This window comes from Vibrio sp. YT-17 (assembly GCF_033337375.1).
In the GTDB taxonomy this organism is placed as follows: Bacteria; Pseudomonadota; Gammaproteobacteria; order Enterobacterales; family Vibrionaceae; genus Vibrio; species Vibrio alginolyticus.
On the sequence record NZ_JAWOQP010000012.1, the window covers coordinates 31,964 to 50,512 of the forward strand.

Genomic DNA, 18,549 nt, shown 5'->3' on the forward strand with positions numbered 1-18,549 from the left:
ATTGGAATGGCGTAATCAGTTTGCACAATCAAGGAGGATAGGCATGGAAGCATTTGTTGCGCTTTTTCGAGCGCTCCTCAATAGTGCTCGTGACTTATTACCCATCATCATTGTTATCACTTTTTTCCAATTAGTCGTTTTGCAAGAGCCGCTGCCCAACCTGGTCTCCATTCTTTTTGGCTTGTTGCTTGTCGTTTTAGGATTAACCTTTTTTATCTTTGGCCTAGAACTTGGTCTTTTTCCTATCGGAGAGAGTATGGCTCAAGCCTTTGCAAAAAAAGGCAGCGTGTTTTGGTTATTAGTCTTTGCGTTTTGTTTGGGGTTTGGCACCACGATAGCTGAACCTGCATTGACCGCGGTAGCGGAAGAAGCCTCAGAAGTTGCGGCAGAGGGCGGAATGATCGCTAACTCAGAGCAGTCCATGCAGGATTACGGAGAAGGACTTCGAGTAACAGTAGCTCTCTCTGTGGGGATAGCCATCGTTATCGGCGTTTTGCGTATCTTAAAAGGGTGGCCGATTCATTACATGATCATTGGTGGCTATGTAGGCGTTGTAATACTGACGTGGTTTGCACCTGAAGCCATTATTGGCGTCGCTTACGATTCAGGAGGTGTAACAACGTCCACCATAACAGTACCTTTGGTCACTGCACTGGGCGTCGGTTTAGCGTCTTCTATTAAAGGGCGCAACCCTATGGTGGATGGCTTTGGTTTAATCGCTTTTGCCTCGCTGTTACCGATGATGTTTGTGATGGTTTACGGAATGGTCGTAACATGATTTCAATTGATCATTTCCTAGACACTTTATTATCGACCGTTAGAGACGTCGTTCCCATCGCCAGCATTATTTTTGGTTTTCAGTTAGCCGTGTTAAGGCGTCCTGTTAGCAACCTTAAGAAAGTTTTGCTTGGGTTCGTTTATGTGATTTTCGGGTTAGCTCTTTTTTTACTTGGATTAGAAATGGCGTTGTTTCCACTTGGGGAGACGATGGCTGTGCAATTAACGGCGCCGGAGTTTTTACAAGAGTTCAAAGTATCGGTAGGGAAAGCCTTAATGTGGGTCGACTATTATTGGGTTTACACCTTCGCCTTTTTTATAGGCTTTAGTACCACGATTGCAGAGCCTTCTTTAATCGCTGTAGCGATAAAAGCAAACCAAGTCTCTGGAGGCAGTATCAGTATTAACGGCTTGCGCGTAGCCGTTGCGTTTGGGGTGGCAATTGGTATTGCATTAGGGAGTTACCGGATTGTCGTGGGCGATCCCATTCATTATTACATCATCGCGGGTTACATCGTCGTTGTGATTCAAACGTTTTACGCTCCTAAGCTTATTGTTCCACTCGCCTACGATTCTGGAGGCGTAACAACTTCTACCGTCACTGTCCCACTTGTAACTGCATTAGGGTTAGGGCTTGCTTCGACCGTCCCTGGAAGAAACCCAATGATTGATGGCTTTGGCTTGATCGCGTTTGCCAGTCTATTTCCTATGATCTCTGTGATGGGCTATGCGCAAATAACCCAGTGGCTGAATAAAAACGTCTCGGAGGAAGAAGAAAATGCGCTTTAAATTGATACTTGCGTTTGTTGAAGACAGCAAAACAGACAAGGTGCTGGACGCTGCACGCGATGCTGGTGCGACCGGTGCAACAGTGATTAACAATGCTCGCGGGCAAGGTTTAAATCAAAAGCGAACGTTTTTTGGTTTAACGCTAGAAGTGCAAAAAGATGTGCTGCTGTTTGTGGTCGAGGAACATCTCTCTCGACACATATTAGAAACCATTAATGAGGTTGGTGAATTCGACAGAGAGTCGGGGCAGGGCATTGCTATTCAGATCGATATTGAAGATGCAGTCGGTGTCGCGCATCAAGTAGAAACGTTGACCAAAGTGGTTGAGGATGAATTATGAGTGATCAAACGATAATTAGAGTTCGAGATGTTATGGCGGCAACGTATGTGATGGTTGATGGACTGATGACCGTATACGAAGGCATAACGCTAGCGAAAAAATACCAAGTCAAAGCGCTGGTGGTGAAAAAGCGAGATGATAATGATGAATATGGCATCGTGTTGATGAATGATATCGCCAAAAAGGTGCTGGCGAATAATCGTTCTCCTCAGCGCACAAATATTTATGAAATCATGACCAAGCCCGCTTTGTGTGTCGAACCAGATATGAACGTAAAATATTGTGCCCGTTTGTTTGAGCGATTTGGCATAAGCAGAGCGCCGGTCATTGAAAGTGGCGAGGTCATTGGGATGGTGAGTTATAACAATATTGTCATCAATGGTATGGTGCGAGAAGAAGTGTAATAGGTTGATATAAATGAAAAATCAACGATTTTTTCTCAAGTCAGCGACTGTTACAAAGAACTAAAATATTTAATATATGTTAGGTTGCATATGTGTTGATTCACCATTATTCTTTGCGCCCTAAGCCTAATGTCGAGGAATCTGTATCATGCCTTTAGTCTCTTGCCCCGTGTGTGAGAAACAAATCTCAAAACGCGCTCATGCATGTCCAGGATGCGGAGAGCCCGATCCGCTGCACCATCTAGCCAAATCAAAATTTATGTCGATGGTGTTTTGGATACTGGTGTTGGTTGGAACAGCGTATGCAGCATGGTTCTATGTTTTGCCTATGGTCATTGAATCATTGCGCTATCAGTAGTATTCAAACCGTCGTAGGTTGAGCTGCTAAAAAAATGCCGTAGAATGACCTCATACTTTTTGAGGAGACGATGTCGTGAAACTATTTTTTGCCTCAGACCTGCATGGCTCTTTGCCAGCAACTAAAGAAACCATTGATCTATTTTTGGCTTCTGGTGCGCACCACCTGATTTTGCTAGGAGATACGCTAAACCATGGGCCGCGAAACCCTATTCCGGAAGGCTACAACCCTCCACAGGTAGCAGACTTATTGAACCAATACAGTGATCAAATTATTTCTGTACGTGGCAACTGTGATAGTGAAGTAGACCAAATGCTATTGAAGTTTCCAATGATGATGGATTACTCATGGGTGCTACTTGAATCTGGCAAGAGAATCTTTTTGACTCATGGTCACTTGTACAACTCTGAAAAACGGCCGCCACTGCGCGAAGGTGATATCATCGCCCACGGTCATACACATGTTCCCGTCGCAGAGATGCAAGATGGAGCCATTATATTCAACCCAGGCTCGATGACATTCCCACGTAATGGCTTACCGAGAAGCTTTGGTACTCTAGAAGGCAATAAGCTAACGGTAAAAACGCCAGAAGGCGAAGTATTAGCACAAACCATGATTTAACGGTTTTACTAAGTAAAAAATAGGGAGCGAATTGCTCCCTATTTTGTGTCTGAATGTCCTAAATCGCGTTCTGGGTCGATAATGTCTCTTACGCGCTGTTTTAGCACCTTGGCTTCAGGAAAGCCGCTGTCTTTTTTCCGTTCCCAAATTTGCTGACCATTACAGAAAATTTCGAAGCGACCACCTGTGTCTGGGTGTAAGCTGATTGTTTCTATTTCTTCACTAAAAGTATGCAGTAATTCTTGCGATAGCCAAGTTGAACGTAACATCCAGTTGCACTGGCGGCAGTAATAAATATCAATGATTGCTTTATCCATGAAACTTTCCTTTTAATCTTTTTAAACCAGCAACTTGATGCCCACCGCAAACGTGAGAATTTCGAATGCAACTTTAATCACTCTGTTGCTGTATCGAGTCGCGGCCCATGCGCCTAAACTGCCGCCTAGAAAAGAGCTTAACAATAAAACAGGTAACCAAGCCCAGTGAATAGGCGCCCCTGCCTGTACGACGGCAATGCCTCCAATGCCATTCCAAAACAGGCCGACACAAATCATGGTGTAAGCAACGGCTTGTTTGTAGTCGTAACCAAACCAGCGCACCAAAAATAGTGTCACGAGCAAACCAGAACCTGCGGTAAGAGATCCGTTAATGATGCCGATAAACAGTAAGCCAATTCCACCGATAACCCAACCGATAGGATGACGGTTACGTATTACTTCAGCTTGGCCTAGCGATGTCTTAAATCGCGAGTAGATACCTAGCGCTAGGATCATCGTGCCGAGCATCTTTTCCGCGATACCATCAGGGATCTGTACAATTAAGTTAGCCCCTAAAATCACGCCAATACTACCGGACAAGATAAGGTAGAGCGCGATTTTCCATTTAATAGTGCCTGATCTTAAATGCGTGCTTGCTGCGCCTAAGCCTAAAGCAACCGAAGCCACCTTATGTGTGCCTAGCGCAACGGAGAACGGTAAGCCGAGAAAGATGAGTAAAGGGAATTGAAGCAAGCCTGCTCCGCCACCAGAAAGTGAAGCCATCGTGTTGGCGATTAGTGAACCGAAAAAGAGAGTAGTGGTATCTAGCCAATCCATAAGCAAAACAAAGGGGGCGTCTTGCCCCCTTATCATCCAATCAAAATTAGTTTTTAAACAGTACCGAAGAACCGTGGTTCAAGCTAGTGAGCAATAGTGTTTTTTCGTTCACGACGTCAATACGACGACTTTGCTCTGCATCTAGCTTAAAAATTTGAGTAATTAAACGTAGCTGTGCTTCGGAAAAGTCTTTTGATTGAGAAGATGAAATATCTTTAAACTCCGAAGGCGAGACCAACAAATAGTTGTCACTTACTTCCCAGCGGCCTTTTTCCGAGATATTTATCGTTGATTCTGCGGTTGAACCTTGAGCGAATAGTTTTATATTTGCTACGCGAATATAGTCACCATTAGGGAGATATTTCACGTTTGATTCAACATTAACTCGGCGTAGTGGGCCGACAGTATCGTCAGGCAAGCTGTCTGTAATGACTGTCACCATGGTCGACTGCCATTCGTTTGCTGTGAGGAGCTGTTCCACTTTTAGGTCACTTCCCCAATACAACCAACTACTGAAAAGAACGGATACGGCCAAAACCGCAGATGCTAATTTAATCTTCATATTGGCCTCCTTTATTTGCAGATGTCTGTTGGATCGTTTTGACCTGCGAAAATACGCAGTGTTACGTTCTCGTAAGAGTGGTTACTGTCATGAATGTAGTTCAGAATCAGCTGGTTATTTTGTCCGCCAGTGGCAATCACTTCCACTGGCAACGAGTCTTCTGCATGGTGCTTCACGTAGCGCTCAATGCATTGCTCTATTGAGGGCAACCAGTTGTTGATTTGAGGGTGATTTACAGGTGTCATCACCGGTACATTTTGATACTCACCAATCTGACGGAATTGGGATTCCGCTGGGTTCGTGAATAACAATACGCAAACAGGAAGCAGCAGAGATAAAAAGATAATGACACGCGGTAGCCAGTTAATCGTGTTAGATGCTGGCTTCGGCTGAGTTTTAGTCGGCTCTACTTGAGGCTCAAGATCAGCAGTAGTATCGGTCACTATCTCTGTTGGTGGTGTATCGCTCGCTTCTAACTCCACTGCTGGCGCTTCGTGTTCAGAAGCGCTTTCTTCAACGTCAGTGTTAGAGTCAGTAGAAAATGGGCTCAAGCGTTCCACTGAACAAATGAGTTGGTAGCCACGCTTAGGTACCGTTTTAACAAACTCTGGAGATTTTGTTGAATCCTTCAACATCTTACGCAGAGTAGAAATCGCTTGAGTCAGGCTTGAGTCATCCACCTCAAAACCTTGCTCACGCCAAACAAACTCGTGAAGCTCGTTACGGGTTAAAACTTCGTTTGGTCTCTCTGCCAACATCAGAAGTATACGGCTTTCGTTGCTTCCTAATCGTACAACGTCGTTGCCGTTTTGTTGGTCAGCGAGCGAATTACTATTTGGATCAAAGGTGAACCTTTGAGCAAGTAGAAATTTGGTGCCAATGTTAGTCATTTAGTTCTTCTTAGATGGATGATGTTGTAATTATGGTGATTTATGTCACAAAATTACCGGGGCGCTTGGAGTGCGCACGACATTTTAGATGCTTTTAGACGGGTAGGATAATTAAAATTTTCTAAAAAAACACCGTTTTTAGCAATATTGACCTTGAATTTACATTTGTCAGCCACATGTTAAATGACATCTCGGTAAGGTGATTTCAAGGGGAAAGTCACAAACTTGTCCCTATGAAAAAGCCAATTAGTTTAGATGTTATGGAGCACACATGAGCGAAACCGTATCTCAAAATAAAGAAACTCGTGGTTTTCAATCAGAAGTAAAACAACTACTGCATTTAATGATCCATTCTCTTTATTCAAATAAAGAGATCTTTTTGCGCGAGCTGATCTCTAACGCATCAGATGCATCAGACAAACTGCGCTTTCAGGCGTTATCTAACCCAGATCTATACGAAGGTAATGCAGACCTTTGCGTGAAACTGTCGTTTGATGAAAGCGCAAATACCTTAACCATTTCTGATAACGGTATCGGTATGAGCCGTGATGATGTGATTGAGCACTTAGGAACAATCGCAAAATCTGGTACAGCTGAGTTTTTCTCAAAGCTATCTGAAGAGCAGAGCAAAGACTCTCAGCTTATTGGTCAGTTTGGTGTTGGTTTCTACTCGGCATTTATCGTTGCTGACTCCGTTACCGTGCGCACTCGCGCTGCGGGTCTAGCCGCTGATGAAGCGGTACAATGGCACTCAGCGGGTGAAGGTGAGTACACCATCGAAAACATTACCAAAGAGTCACGTGGTACCGACATCATTCTTCATATGCGTGAAGAGGGTAAAGAGTTTTTGAATGAGTGGCGTCTACGTGACGTTATCAGTAAGTACTCTGATAACATCGGCATTCCTGTTTCAATCCAAACTGTCGTTCGTGATGACGAAGGCAAGGAAACAGACGAGAAGAAGTGGGAGCAAATCAACAAAGCCCAAGCACTGTGGACGCGTAACAAATCTGATATTTCAGAAGAAGAGTATCAAGAGTTCTACAAACACGTATCACATGACTTTGCCGATCCCTTGGTCTGGAGTCATAACCGTGTAGAAGGTAAAAACGACTACACGAGCTTACTATACATCCCATCGAAAGCACCTTGGGATATGATGAACCGCGACCACAAATCAGGCTTGAAACTATACGTACAGCGCGTATTCATTATGGACGATGCAGAGCAATTTATGCCGTCATACTTACGCTTCGTACGTGGTTTAATAGACTCAAACGATTTACCGCTAAACGTATCACGTGAGATCTTACAAGACAATAAAGTGACTCAGTCTCTACGTAATGCTTGTACTAAGCGCGTGCTAACGATGCTCGAGCGTATGGCCAAGAATGACGAAGAGAAATACCAATCATTCTGGAAAGAGTTTGGTCTTGTGATGAAAGAGGGCCCTGCGGAGGACTTTGCAAACAAAGAGAAAGTTGCAGGTTTATTGCGCTTTGCTTCAACTGAAGTGGACTCTTCTGAGCAAACTGTGGGCTTGGCGTCTTACGTTGAGCGCATGAAAGAAGGTCAAGATAAGATCTACTACTTGACGGCAGACAGCTATGCAGCTGCGAAAAACAGCCCTCACTTAGAACAGTTCAAAGCGAAAGGCATTGAAGTTATCTTGATGTACGACCGCATTGATGAGTGGCTGATGAACTACTTAACTGAGTTTGATGGTAAACAGTTCCAGTCAATCACTAAAGCTGGGCTTGATCTAAGTCAGTTTGAAGATGAAGCAGAAAAAGAGAAGCAAAAAGAAACCGAAGAAGAGTTTAAGTCGGTTGTAGAGCGCACGAAGTCTTACCTAGGCGATCGTGTGAAAGAAGTTCGTACGACCTTCAAACTCGCATCTACGCCTGCTGTTGTGGTAACGGACGATTACGAAATGGGCACTCAAATGGCGAAGCTTCTTGCGGCAGCTGGTCAAGCTGTGCCGGAAGTGAAATACATCTTTGAGCTAAACCCTGAGCACGAATTGGTTAAGCGTATGGCTGACGAAGCCGATGAAGAAGCGTTTGGTCGCTGGGTTGAAGTTCTGCTTGGTCAAGCAATGCTAGCGGAGCGAGGCTCTATTGAGGATCCAACAGAGTTCTTAGGAGCCGTTAATCAACTTTTGACTAAGGTGTAATAACCTCTGCAAATCAAAAAGCTCGCATTTCGCGAGCTTTTTGTTTGTTGTCGCAAAATTTTGCATCTCAAGTGCTGAGTTAATAATCAATAGGGCGTGAAAGAGGGTACTGTTAACATTCTTTAGTCTTAATACACTCTTTGCTCAGAGAACCTGTGATAGAATCTGCGACTTGAATGTGAGTAATAAGGCGTGTATTTTTGCTCGCCTATATACGTTATACCGAAACTTATCGTTGCAGGTGCTTCTCAGGTTTGATGTCTAAGAGGTCAGCTATTGTGAGCTTCGGTATAAATCTTAAATATTAAAGAGGATAAATCATGCGCATCATTCTTCTAGGTGCTCCAGGTGCAGGTAAAGGCACACAAGCAAACTTCATCATGGAAAAATACGGTATTCCACAAATCTCTACTGGTGATATGCTTCGTGCTGCTATCAAAGCAGGTACAGAGCTTGGTAAACAAGCCAAAGCTGTTATTGACGCTGGTCAGCTAGTTTCTGATGAAATCATCCTTGGTCTTATCAAAGAGCGCATCGCTCAAGAAGACTGTGCAAACGGTTTCCTACTAGATGGTTTCCCACGTACTATCCCTCAAGCTGACGGCCTAAAAGAAATGGGCGTAGACGTAGACTACGTTATCGAATTTGACGTTGCAGACGATGTAATTGTTGAGCGTATGGCTGGTCGTCGTGCTCACCTTCCTTCTGGTCGTACTTACCACGTGGTTTACAACCCGCCTAAAGTGGAAGGTAAAGATGATGTAACTGGTGAAGATCTTGTTGTTCGTGATGACGACAAAGAAGAAACAGTACGTGCTCGTCTAGGTGTTTACCACGAGCAAACTGCACCGCTAATCAACTACTACGGCAAAGAAGCTGAAGCAGGCAAGACTAAGTACCTTAAGTTTGATGGTACTAAGCAAGTAGCTGAAGTTAGTGCGGATATCGAGAAAGCACTATCTTAATTTGCTGAAGTCAAAAATTTAATATTTTGATATATTGAAAGCGGCCCAAGTGGTCGCTTTTTTAGTTTACTCGTAAACATATATCTAATTAACTTCAGCTCGGCTATTCGTTACTTCGAGGTTACTTAAATATATGAACCAAGCCGTTTACCATGAATAGGATGTTATGAAAGAGAATAATAAACAGGGTGTACTCCTAGTTAACCTGGGAACTCCTGACGCACCAACCGCTCCTGCCGTAAAGCGCTTTTTAAGTCAGTTTCTTCATGATCACCGAGTGGTAGACATGACTCGATGGCTTTGGTGTCCACTATTGCACGGCGTTATCCTTCCTATCCGAGCTCCTAAAGTTGCCAAACTCTATCAATCAGTATGGATGGAAGAGGGCTCGCCGTTGATGGTGTACTCTAAACGCCAAACGGAAAAGTTAGCACAAAAGCTTGATATACCTGTAGAGCTTGGTATGACGTATGGTAACCCAAGTTTGCAATCAGGCTTTGAAGCTCTATTGGCGCAAGGCGTTGATGAAGTCATTGTTTTACCTTTGTATCCGCAATACTCGGGCACAACAACGGCAGCGGTTTCTGACGGAATCACTAAAGCATTTAAAAACCTGCCGGTGATGCCAGGCTTTAGCTTTATTCGTGATTATTACAATCACCCGAAATATATTGAAGCGTTAGCGCATTCAGTTCGTGAACATTGGCAAAAGAATGGTCAGGGAGATTACCTGCTGTGTTCTTATCATGGTATTCCAAAACGCTATGCTGACAATGGTGATGTTTACCCACAGCATTGTGAAGAGACGACTCGCTTGCTTGGGGAAGCGTTAGGTTTAAGCGAACAACAAATTGGCATGACGTATCAGTCCCGATTTGGGAGAGAAGAGTGGCTTCAACCTTATACCGATAAGACCCTAGAGGCACTTCCTGCAAAGGGTGTGAAAAATATTAATGTTGTGACCCCTGCATTTTCGTCAGATTGTTTAGAGACGTTGGAAGAGATCTCGGAAGAGTGTAAAGAGATTTTCCTTGAAGCAGATGGTGAAAACTTTACCTACATCCCTTGTTTGAACGATAGTGAACTTCATATCGAGATGATGGTTGAGTTAGTTCAATCTAAACTTTAGATACAAAAAAGGGTCGCAATAGCGACCCTTTCTACGTTTAGTTGAGCGATCAAGCGACTTGTACTTGCTGCTCTTCTACTTGCTCTGCCGTGCTGTGCGTATTTTCAGCGCCATGCATCCAGCGAACGAGTGTATTAGAGAATAGGAGCAAAATTACGCCACTTACGGTTGCGCTGACCGCAATACCACTAAAGATAGCCATAGCGCCTAACTCGCCTACGTGAGAACCCACATAGCCCGCAACATAGTTAGCAATCGCATTACAGCCAAACCATGCACCCATCATAAGTGAAGCTAAGCGAAGCGGTGCTAATTTAGTCACCAATGAAAGACCAATTGGAGATAAACACAGCTCGCCTAATGTGTGGAAGAAGAAAGCGCCGACCAACCATAACATCGATGTTTTTACTGTTGTATCTCCACCTTGTTCTAGCACTGCGCCAACCATACAAAGGAAACCAATCGCCAAGAAAAATAGTGCCATCGCAAATTTCACTGGCGAAGTAGGTTCACGTTTACCCAATTTTACCCAAAGGACAGCCAGAACTGGCGCTAGAGTAATAATGAAAAATGGGTTTAGTGATTGGAACCACGCAGCAGGAACTTCGAAACCACCAATCATGCGATCAGTATATTGTTGAGTGTAGATGTTCATCAGACCACCAGCTTGTTCAAAGCCTGCCCAGAAGACAATAGTGAATAAGCTCATGACCAGAATTACTTTTAGTCGATTCACTTCTTCTTTGGTGAGTGGCTGCTTCGTGGTGGCGTTTTTGTTGTTTAGATCTCGTTTCGCCGCTGGTTCGCGACCAATATCACCAAGCCATGATTGAGCCAGTACCATTTGCATCACTAGGCTAACCAGCATACCCACACCAGCGGCAACAAAGCCTGCTTTCCAACCGTAAGAGGTTGTCACAGAGCCAGAAACGACGCCGGCAAGTAATGCACCTAAGTTGATACCCATATAAAAGATAGTGAATGCGCCGTCACGACGGTTGTCACCTTCTTGATAAAGGTCGCCAACCATGGTTGAGATATTTGGCTTAAAGAGACCGTTACCAGTGATAAGTAGGCCAAGACCTAAATAGAAACTGTGTAGCGAACCAATACCTAAAGCATCAGCAGGAAGTGCAAGAGTAAACTGGCCGATGGCCATTAACGCGCCACCAAGCAAAATTGAGCGACGTTGACCTAAATAGTTATCTGCTAGGTAACCACCGATAAGAGGCGTGATATACACAAGCCCTGTGTATATGCCGTATAGGTCTAATGCGTCTTTGGTTGACCAGCCAAGGCCGCCATTCATTGTTGTATCAGTAAGGTAAAGCACGAGAATGGCACGCATTGCGTAGTAAGAAAAGCGTTCCCACAGTTCTGTACCGAACAATAAGAACAGGCCACGTGGATGACCAAAATATTGATGTTGGTTTGACATAAGCTCTTCTAATAATAGTTATTACATTTTTTAACGACTTCTACGTATACAATGCAATTCAACGAGTGACAAATAATAAAATTTTGCCATTCAACTATTTTTGTTTGTTAAGTGGCTGTTTTTGATTGGATTTGCAGATTATATGATGGTGTATTGGTTGTGTTACAAACTTAATTTCCATTTTTGCCTATGGACTTCTTTATCGTAAGTTGCTGAAAAATGTCGTTAATGCGAGCGATGTATAATCATACTTTTATAGATAAACTGAATATCAATGACTCAACTTTGGCTTAATGCTAGGATAAAAACAAAATAGAATTGGCTAGTAAAAAGATGAAACGTTGGTATCTACTTTATTGTAAACGTGGGGAGCAGGTTAGGGCGAAACAACACCTTGAAAATCAAGGTGTAGAGTGCTTTTATCCAACTGTAGAAGTTGAGAAGATTTTGCGCGGTAAAAGACAAAAAGTCGAGGAACCGCTGTTTCCTTGTTACGTATTCGCTTACTTTGATTATGAGCAAGGGCCAAACTTCACCTCAGTCCGCTCTACTCGAGGTGTTGTTGACTTTGTGCGTTTTGGTGCTCAACCGAAAGAAGTTCAAGGTGACTTGGTCTTCGAATTGATGCAGCTAGAAAAGTGTTGTAATGACAATACCGTTTCTGAATGTATGCCAAAACCAGGCGATCAAATTAGAGTTAAAAGCGGTCAATTTGCGGGCATAGATGCCATCTTCCAAGAACAAGATGGTGAGAAACGCTCAATTATGCTAGTTCAGATGATCACCAAGCGTGTGCCTGTCAGCATAGACAATAGTGATTTAGATTTAAAATAGCCTAATTCCATCAAACATAAAAAGAGGTGCAAAAGCACCTCTTTTTGATCGTATCTAATTTTCTGTCTGTTTTAAAAGGATTGGACGAACCGACCCTTATCTTTATCGTAGAGAATTAGTATGAGTCGTTGTGAACGGTCTGTACTGCACGACCTGATGGGTCAACACAGTTTTGGAACGATTCATCCCATTCAATCGCCTTCGCTGAAGAACACGCTACTGAAGGGCCTCCTGGTACACACTCTGCTGCTGATGGAAGTGGGAATAACTCTTCAAAGATTTCACGGTACGCGTAGCCTTCTTTTGTCGTTGGCGTGTTGTATGGGAATCGATATTGAGCTGTTTCCATCTGCTGGTCTGTCACTTTCTGTTCTGCTACTTCTTTCAGCGTATCGATCCAACTGTAGCCAACGCCATCAGAGAACTGCTCTTTTTGACGCCATGCGATCGATTCTGGCAGGTAGTGCTCGAAGCACTCACGAAGGATGTGTTTCTCCATTTTACCGTTGCCACACATCTTGTCTGCTGGGTTCAAGCGCATTGCTACATCAATGAACTCTTTATCTAGGAAAGGTACGCGTCCTTCAACTCCCCATGCTGCCAGCGACTTGTTAGCACGAGCACAGTCGAACATGTTCAGAGCAAGCAGTTTACGCACTGTCTCCTCGTGGAACTCTTTCGCGTTTGGCGCTTTGTGGAAGTAAAGGTAGCCACCAAAGATTTCGTCAGCGCCCTCACCAGACAATACCATCTTGATACCCATCGCTTTGATCTTACGACCCATTAAGAACATAGGTGTTGATGCGCGGATAGTCGTCACGTCATACGTTTCAATGTGGTAAATCACGTCACGAATCGCGTCCAAACCTTCTTGAATCGTGTACGTCATTTCGTGGTGAACGGTACCAATTTGGTCGGCAACTTCGCGAGCGGCTTTCAGGTCAGGCGCGCCTTCTAGGCCAACAGCAAAAGAGTGCAGTTGAGGCCACCAAGCTTCAGACTTTTCATCATCTTCAATACGCATCGCTGCAAAGCGTTTTGCTACCGCAGATGTAATAGAAGAATCTAGACCGCCTGAAAGAAGTACACCGTAAGGCACGTCAGTCATTAGTTGGCGTTTAACAGCCGCTTCTAGCGCTTCCGTCAATTCTTCTTTGCTAGTGCTGTTACCTTGTACTGCTGCGTACTCGTTCCAGTCACGAACATAGTAACGTGTTGGCTGAGTATCTTTAGAGCTGTAGTAGCTACCAGGAGGGAATTCACTTACTGTTTTACATACTGGAACAAGAGCCTTCATCTCTGATGCCACATAGTAGTTACCATGCTCATCGTGACCTTGATAAAGAGGGATAATACCAATATGGTCACGGCCGACTAAATACTCATCTTTTTCTTCGTCGTAGAGCACAAAAGCGAAAATACCGTTTAGTTCTTCAAGGAGATCTGCACCCATATCTTGGTAAAGTGCAAGAATGACTTCACAGTCTGAATCGGTTTGAAATTCGTACTTTCCTTCGTAACGAGCACGAATTTCTTTATGGTTGTAGATTTCACCATTGACGGCAAGGATGAGCTTCTTATCAGGGCTGTATAGCGGCTGTGCACCACTATTTAGACCAACAATCGCCAAGCGCTCGTGCGCTAAAATAGCACGCTCTGAAGAGTAAATCCCAGACCAGTCTGGGCCACGGTGACGAAGTTTTTTCGACATCTCTAATGCGATAGGGCGCAATGCGGCTGCATCGCTTTTAATGTCTAAAATGCCAAATACTGAACACATACTACATCCTTACTAAACTAAACAATTTCTAATCGGTATGGTTTAAATTTGCCATTACTAATAAAAAAAGCAACGTTTTGTGATTAAAAAAATGATAAAAGGCCTTGTTGTATGGAAAATATTTAACTCAACCGTTGTTTTGGTGAATGAGATCAAGGTTTGGTATAAAAACTATACAAAAAAGGCTTTCTATCAATAGAAAGCCTTCCGAAAAATATCAGTGCTGTTGCTTATTTAATTGGTGTGAATTTAGGTTGAAGTTGTTTACAGACGTGTCGAGCAAAACCGCTACCAGCTTCACTATAAATATTGAATGCTGCGTCAACGCCATTTTCAAGTAAGCCTTCCAATTGATCTGGGTATTCGGCGATAGCGGCAATTTGCCCCTTATATTTTCTGCGTTTAAGCTGCTCAAGTGCTGTTTGGTTACCTTGATGATGTGGCATTGCAAGCAGAACCAGTTTTACATGACCTGTATCTAAAATTCGCTCCCAGAAATCCGGGTCGGTGGCATCACCAGAAATCACATTTCTTCCTTCTGAACGATGATGATGTGCAGCGTCTTCACGAATTTCTATACCCAATGAAATTTTGCCATAGCGTGAACGTAGCTCATCATAAGCGCCCGTTCCAATACGCCCCATACCTAAGATCAATACTTGGGCATGACCTGGGTTGATGAGTTGGTCGCGTTGATTGAGCTTTTCTACCGCTGTCTCTTGCAGCCACTTACCTGAATGTTGATAAATTTTATGGCTAAGGCGGTTAAGTGGCGCGGAAATTACAAAGGATACCGACACCGCAACCGCAATCGCAGCAAGCATATCACTTGGCATCCAGCCCATTTTATAGGCCAACCCAGCAACAATAAGACCAAACTCACTGTAGTTAAATAGTGATAAAGAGGCGAGCAAAGAGGTACGTACTCGAAACTTAAAATGATTAATAGTGACGAAGTACAAGAGTCCTTTGATTGGTAGCAGTAAGATAAATAGCAGGGCGAGAACGACGCCATTCACGCTCAATGAGGCGGATAAACCAATGTTCAAAAAGAAGCAGACTAAAAAGAGCTCCTTCATATTGAATAATGACTTGGATAGTTCTGAGGCTTTTGGGTGACCTGCGAGTAGCATGCCTAAAATTAGCGCGCCCAAGTCTGGTTTCATCCCGACCAACTCGAATAGCCCAGCACCGACAACAAGCGCGAAGAAAATACCGAATAGCACCAGCATTTCGCCGTGGCCAACTTTATCGAGCAGCTTATAGAATAGGGGACGAAGGAAAGGCAGTGCGAACAAACCGATGGCATACCATTCTGGGACTTTTCCGGTTGAAGCAGTCAGGAATACTACGGCAAAAATATCTTGCATAACCAAGATACCGATCGCGAGTGTGCCGTAGGTCGCGTTCATTTCGCCTTTTTCTTGCAATGCTTTTACGGCAAAAACGGTACTAGAGAACGATAGTGCAAAAGCTAAAAGCAGGATTTGGCTGCCGTCCATACTGGCTAGCGAAGTCAAGCCCAGTAGTTTTAAGCCGGATAACGCTAGGGCAAAAAAAGCGGTAGAGAGTATGTTGTGGGCGGTTGCCCCTCCCCATATTTCTTTGGACAGCAGGGTTTTTACATCGAGTTTGAGTCCAATAGTAAACAGAAGAAGAGTAACACCAAGATCTGCGAGAGTGACAATAACGTCATTGCTTTGGTAACCAAATGCATGCAAGCCAAATCCAGCTAGTAGAAAACCAACGAGGGGAGGGAGGCTGCATTTAAGCGCAATAAAACCAGCTAAAAAAGCGGCTGTAATTAGAATAATTTCCATACTGTTGAGCTGTATTCCTGATATACAAAAACGGGCTGTGAAAACACAGCCCGAGATTGTAACTCAATTGGTTGTATAAACTTAGTCTTCCAGTAACTTTTGTAACAAAACTCCGTTTAGCATAGCGCGTTTAATCATCGCAAATGCGCCCATCGTTGGCTGCTTATCAATGTGAGAAGCCACGATAGGGAGGTCGTTATGGAAAGTTTTAAGAGATTGATTCTCTACGTTGCGTTGAATTGCAGGGAAAACAATATCTTGTGCTGCAGTAATATCGCCAGCAATTACAATTTTCTGTGGATTAAATAAGTTAACCGTAATCGCAATCGCTTTACCTAGCTGGTTGCCCACTCGCACTAAACTCTGTTTCGCAAGTTCATCACCATTCATTGCGTGCTGACATACCGCTTCAATTGTGATGTTTTCAAGGTCGGTTAAGCTTGATTCGTATCCTTGAGTAATCAGTTGCTTCACTCGTTGAATAATCGCTGGGTTTGCAGCTACGGTTTCTAAACAGCCAAAGTTTCCACATTGGCATTGCTCACCAAGCGGGTCAATTTGGATATGACCAATTTCACCGACGTTGCGGTTAAAACCAAGAAAAACCTGGCCGTTAACGATAATACCTGCGCCAGTACCGCGGTGGACGCTAACCAAAATAGAATCCTGGCAGTCTTGGCTTGCTCCAAAGTAGTGCTCAGCCAACGCCATGCCACGTACGTCGTTGCCAACAAAGCATGCTGTATTAAACTTCTCTCCAACAATTTCACCGAGAGCAAGATTATCGATATCGGTATTAGGCATGTATTCGACCACGCCAGTTGTTGGGTTAACAAGGCCCGGTAAAGTGATGCCGATAGCGATGAGTTGATCAATTTTGTCTTCGCATCGGCTTACGAAATCTTTTAATAAATCGATAAGTCCTGCGATTAAGTCTGCTTGGTTAGTGTAGTGCAGTTCATGCTGATCTTCTGCCAGCGCGGTACCACCTAAATCGTATAAACTGAACTGTACGTAATCTCGACCTAAGCGAACGGCAATCGAATGAAAAGGTTTGACTTCAGTAGTCAAAGAGATCGCACGACGACCACCAGTTGAAGCTTGTTGGGCGACCTCCTTAATAAGGCCGCGCTCTAAAAGTTGGCGGGTTATTTTGGTAACACTAGCAGGCGCGAGCTGACTCACGTCCGCGACTTGAATACGGGAGATAGGACCTTGCTGATCAATCAGCCTATATACCGCAGCGCTGTTAAGCTGTTTTACTAAATCTACATTACCAATCTGTCCGCCATTCATGCTTAATTTTGCTCGTATTGTCCGTTAACAACCGTCGCTTTTACTTTAAAGTCACGATCGAAAATAGTCAGGTTTGCAACCATCCCTTTTCGAACTCGGCCAAGGCGATCCTCAACACCAATTGCTGTTGCTGGGTATAACGTGGCCATTCGTAGAGCTTCGTCTAAAGCGATCCCCGCGTGCTCAACTGAATTCTGAACTGCTTCAATCATTGTCAAAGCTGAGCCGCCTAGCGTGCCATTTTCATCAACACACTTACCATCTCGGTAATATACTTTCTTACCGACAAAAATAAAGTGATCAATGTTAGCACCTGCTGGAGCTGTGGCATCCGTCACCAAAACAAGCTTTTCACCTTTGATTTTATGAGCAATTCGGATGTTTGCGTAGTCGACGTGAAAACCATCAGCAATAATGCCAGCATAAACGTCAGGAGTATCGTAAATTGCACCAACAACTCCTGGTTCACGACCAACCATTGGTGTCATTGCATTAAAGAGGTGTGTAGCAAAAGTAATGCCTGCTTCAAAGCTTTTACGTGCTTCGGCGTAGGTTGCATTTGTGTGGCCAATTGAAACCACGATGCCAGCAGCCTTTAATCGCGCAATATGCTCTGGGTCGTTATGCTCAGGTGCTAGTGTTACTTTCGCTACGATATCGGCGTTTGCGCAGATAAGGTCGATCATGCTTTCGTCTGATGGGCGAATAAAATCGACGTTATGGATGCCTTTTTTCGCGACGTTAAGGTAAGGACCTTCGAGGTGTAAACCAAGCGATTGATTTTGATATTTGTTGTGGTACTCACGAGCTGCGGCAATTGCAGTTCGCATATCTTCATCAGATGATGTAATGAGTGTTGGCAGGAAGCTAGTACAGCCAGATTTGAGGTTTGCCTGGTGCATGATTTGCATGGTTTCAGGGGTAATTGCATCGTTTAGCATTACACCGCCACAACCGTTCAACTGCAGATCGATAAAGCCTGGACTTAGATTAGCGCCTGCAAGGTCTTTTACTTCGATGCTTTGAGGTAGCTCAGAAACCGGCACAATAGATTGAATAAGATCGTTTTCGATGATGACCGCATGATCGGTAAGAACATCACTACCGGTATAAATTTTACAGTTACTTAGCGCGTACATAGTCAGCTAGTCCTTATAGATGAGAATTCAATTTCTATATCGTTATCTAAGTAGAGACTGCTTCAGTCATATGGGTACTTAGTTTGTATCACTGAATTAGATAACGAGTCACATACAGCAAGTCGCGTTTTATCGAT

19 protein-coding genes are annotated in these 18,549 nt (G+C 43.9%); 10 read left to right on the forward strand and 9 right to left on the reverse strand.

Features of this window, described 5'->3' with window-relative positions; translation table 11 throughout:
• Positions 1-43 precede the first annotated feature (43 nt).
• From R7F67_RS13020 to yfcE, 6 genes are all read left to right on the forward strand, one after another.
• Positions 44-778: a DUF1538 domain-containing protein gene (locus R7F67_RS13020; protein WP_005382077.1), complete on the forward strand. Its 735-nt coding sequence runs from the start codon at positions 44-46 to the stop codon at positions 776-778.
• On the forward strand, positions 775-1,566 hold the full coding sequence (locus R7F67_RS13025; protein ID WP_005382078.1) for a DUF1538 domain-containing protein: 792 nt from the start codon (positions 775-777) through the stop codon (positions 1,564-1,566). Before R7F67_RS13020 ends, R7F67_RS13025 begins: the two co-directional genes overlap by 4 nt.
• Positions 1,556-1,906 carry a P-II family nitrogen regulator gene (locus R7F67_RS13030; protein ID WP_005382084.1) on the forward strand — a complete coding sequence of 117 codons (351 nt, stop codon included), beginning with the start codon at positions 1,556-1,558 and terminating at the stop codon, positions 1,904-1,906. Before R7F67_RS13025 ends, R7F67_RS13030 begins: the two co-directional genes overlap by 11 nt.
• Entirely contained in the window at positions 1,903-2,310 is a 408-nt protein-coding gene (locus tag R7F67_RS13035; RefSeq protein WP_005382085.1) for a CBS domain-containing protein, read from the forward strand. Before R7F67_RS13030 ends, R7F67_RS13035 begins: the two co-directional genes overlap by 4 nt.
• 148 nt (positions 2,311-2,458) lie before the next feature.
• Positions 2,459-2,668: a hypothetical protein gene (locus R7F67_RS13040; RefSeq protein ID WP_005382086.1), complete on the forward strand. Its 210-nt coding sequence runs from the start codon at positions 2,459-2,461 to the stop codon at positions 2,666-2,668.
• 75 nt (positions 2,669-2,743) lie between these two features.
• Complete coding sequence (gene yfcE / locus R7F67_RS13045; protein ID WP_047102892.1) at positions 2,744-3,289, forward strand: phosphodiesterase; 546 nt, start codon at positions 2,744-2,746, stop codon at positions 3,287-3,289.
• Positions 3,290-3,327: 38 nt separating this feature from the next.
• On the opposite strand, the gene R7F67_RS13050 is transcribed toward yfcE, so the two are convergent.
• Genes R7F67_RS13050 through R7F67_RS13065 form a run of 4 tightly spaced genes read right to left on the reverse strand, consistent with a single transcriptional unit; the run spans position 3,328 to position 5,835 of the window.
• On the reverse strand, positions 3,328-3,606 hold the full coding sequence (locus tag R7F67_RS13050) for a SelT/SelW/SelH family protein (protein ID WP_005382088.1): 279 nt from the start codon (positions 3,604-3,606) through the stop codon (positions 3,328-3,330).
• A 21-nt stretch (positions 3,607-3,627) separates the two neighbouring features.
• The gene (locus R7F67_RS13055) at positions 3,628-4,383 is read right to left on the reverse strand and encodes a sulfite exporter TauE/SafE family protein (protein WP_017634821.1); all 756 of its coding nucleotides are present in this window, start codon (positions 4,381-4,383) and stop codon (positions 3,628-3,630) included.
• 46 nt (positions 4,384-4,429) lie between these two features.
• Positions 4,430-4,945 (reverse strand): transmembrane regulator ToxS, encoded by a 516-nt coding sequence (gene toxS / locus R7F67_RS13060; protein WP_005382091.1) that lies wholly within the window; start codon positions 4,943-4,945, stop codon positions 4,430-4,432.
• A gap of 11 nt (positions 4,946-4,956) precedes the next feature.
• Positions 4,957-5,835: a transcriptional regulator gene (locus tag R7F67_RS13065; RefSeq protein ID WP_017634819.1), complete on the reverse strand. Its 879-nt coding sequence runs from the start codon at positions 5,833-5,835 to the stop codon at positions 4,957-4,959.
• A gap of 271 nt (positions 5,836-6,106) precedes the next feature.
• Here R7F67_RS13065 and htpG point away from each other — a divergent pair, with 271 nt between their 5' ends.
• From htpG to hemH, 3 genes are all read left to right on the forward strand, one after another.
• Complete coding sequence (gene htpG / locus R7F67_RS13070) at positions 6,107-8,011, forward strand: molecular chaperone HtpG (RefSeq protein ID WP_318057209.1); 1,905 nt, start codon at positions 6,107-6,109, stop codon at positions 8,009-8,011.
• Positions 8,012-8,331: 320 nt separating this feature from the next.
• Positions 8,332-8,976 carry an adenylate kinase gene (gene adk / locus R7F67_RS13075; protein ID WP_005382094.1) on the forward strand — a complete coding sequence of 215 codons (645 nt, stop codon included), beginning with the start codon at positions 8,332-8,334 and terminating at the stop codon, positions 8,974-8,976.
• Between the two features lie 166 nt (positions 8,977-9,142).
• Positions 9,143-10,105, forward strand: a complete 963-nt coding sequence (gene hemH / locus R7F67_RS13080) for a ferrochelatase (protein ID WP_054701863.1) — start codon at positions 9,143-9,145, stop codon at positions 10,103-10,105.
• 49 nt (positions 10,106-10,154) lie between these two features.
• On the opposite strand, the gene R7F67_RS13085 is transcribed toward hemH, so the two are convergent.
• Complete coding sequence (locus tag R7F67_RS13085) at positions 10,155-11,543, reverse strand: peptide MFS transporter (RefSeq protein WP_005382097.1); 1,389 nt, start codon at positions 11,541-11,543, stop codon at positions 10,155-10,157.
• Positions 11,544-11,876: 333 nt separating this feature from the next.
• On the opposite strand from R7F67_RS13085, the gene rfaH reads away from it, so the two are divergent.
• A complete protein-coding gene (gene rfaH, locus R7F67_RS13090; RefSeq protein ID WP_005382098.1) occupies positions 11,877-12,377 on the forward strand; it encodes a transcription/translation regulatory transformer protein RfaH in 501 nt (166 codons plus the stop codon).
• A 115-nt stretch (positions 12,378-12,492) separates the two neighbouring features.
• Here rfaH and asnB read toward each other — a convergent pair whose 3' ends face one another.
• The 4 genes from asnB to nagA form a co-directional block, all read right to left on the reverse strand.
• Positions 12,493-14,157 (reverse strand): asparagine synthase B, encoded by a 1,665-nt coding sequence (gene asnB / locus R7F67_RS13095; protein ID WP_258476127.1) that lies wholly within the window; start codon positions 14,155-14,157, stop codon positions 12,493-12,495.
• A gap of 230 nt (positions 14,158-14,387) precedes the next feature.
• Positions 14,388-15,977, reverse strand: a complete 1,590-nt coding sequence (locus R7F67_RS13100) for a cation:proton antiporter family protein (RefSeq protein WP_005384981.1) — start codon at positions 15,975-15,977, stop codon at positions 14,388-14,390.
• Between the two features lie 81 nt (positions 15,978-16,058).
• Entirely contained in the window at positions 16,059-17,273 is a 1,215-nt protein-coding gene (gene nagC, locus R7F67_RS13105; RefSeq protein WP_005382105.1) for a DNA-binding transcriptional regulator NagC, read from the reverse strand.
• Positions 17,274-17,275: 2 nt separating this feature from the next.
• The gene (gene nagA / locus R7F67_RS13110; RefSeq protein WP_005384983.1) at positions 17,276-18,412 is read right to left on the reverse strand and encodes an N-acetylglucosamine-6-phosphate deacetylase; all 1,137 of its coding nucleotides are present in this window, start codon (positions 18,410-18,412) and stop codon (positions 17,276-17,278) included.
• Positions 18,413-18,549 lie beyond the last annotated feature (137 nt).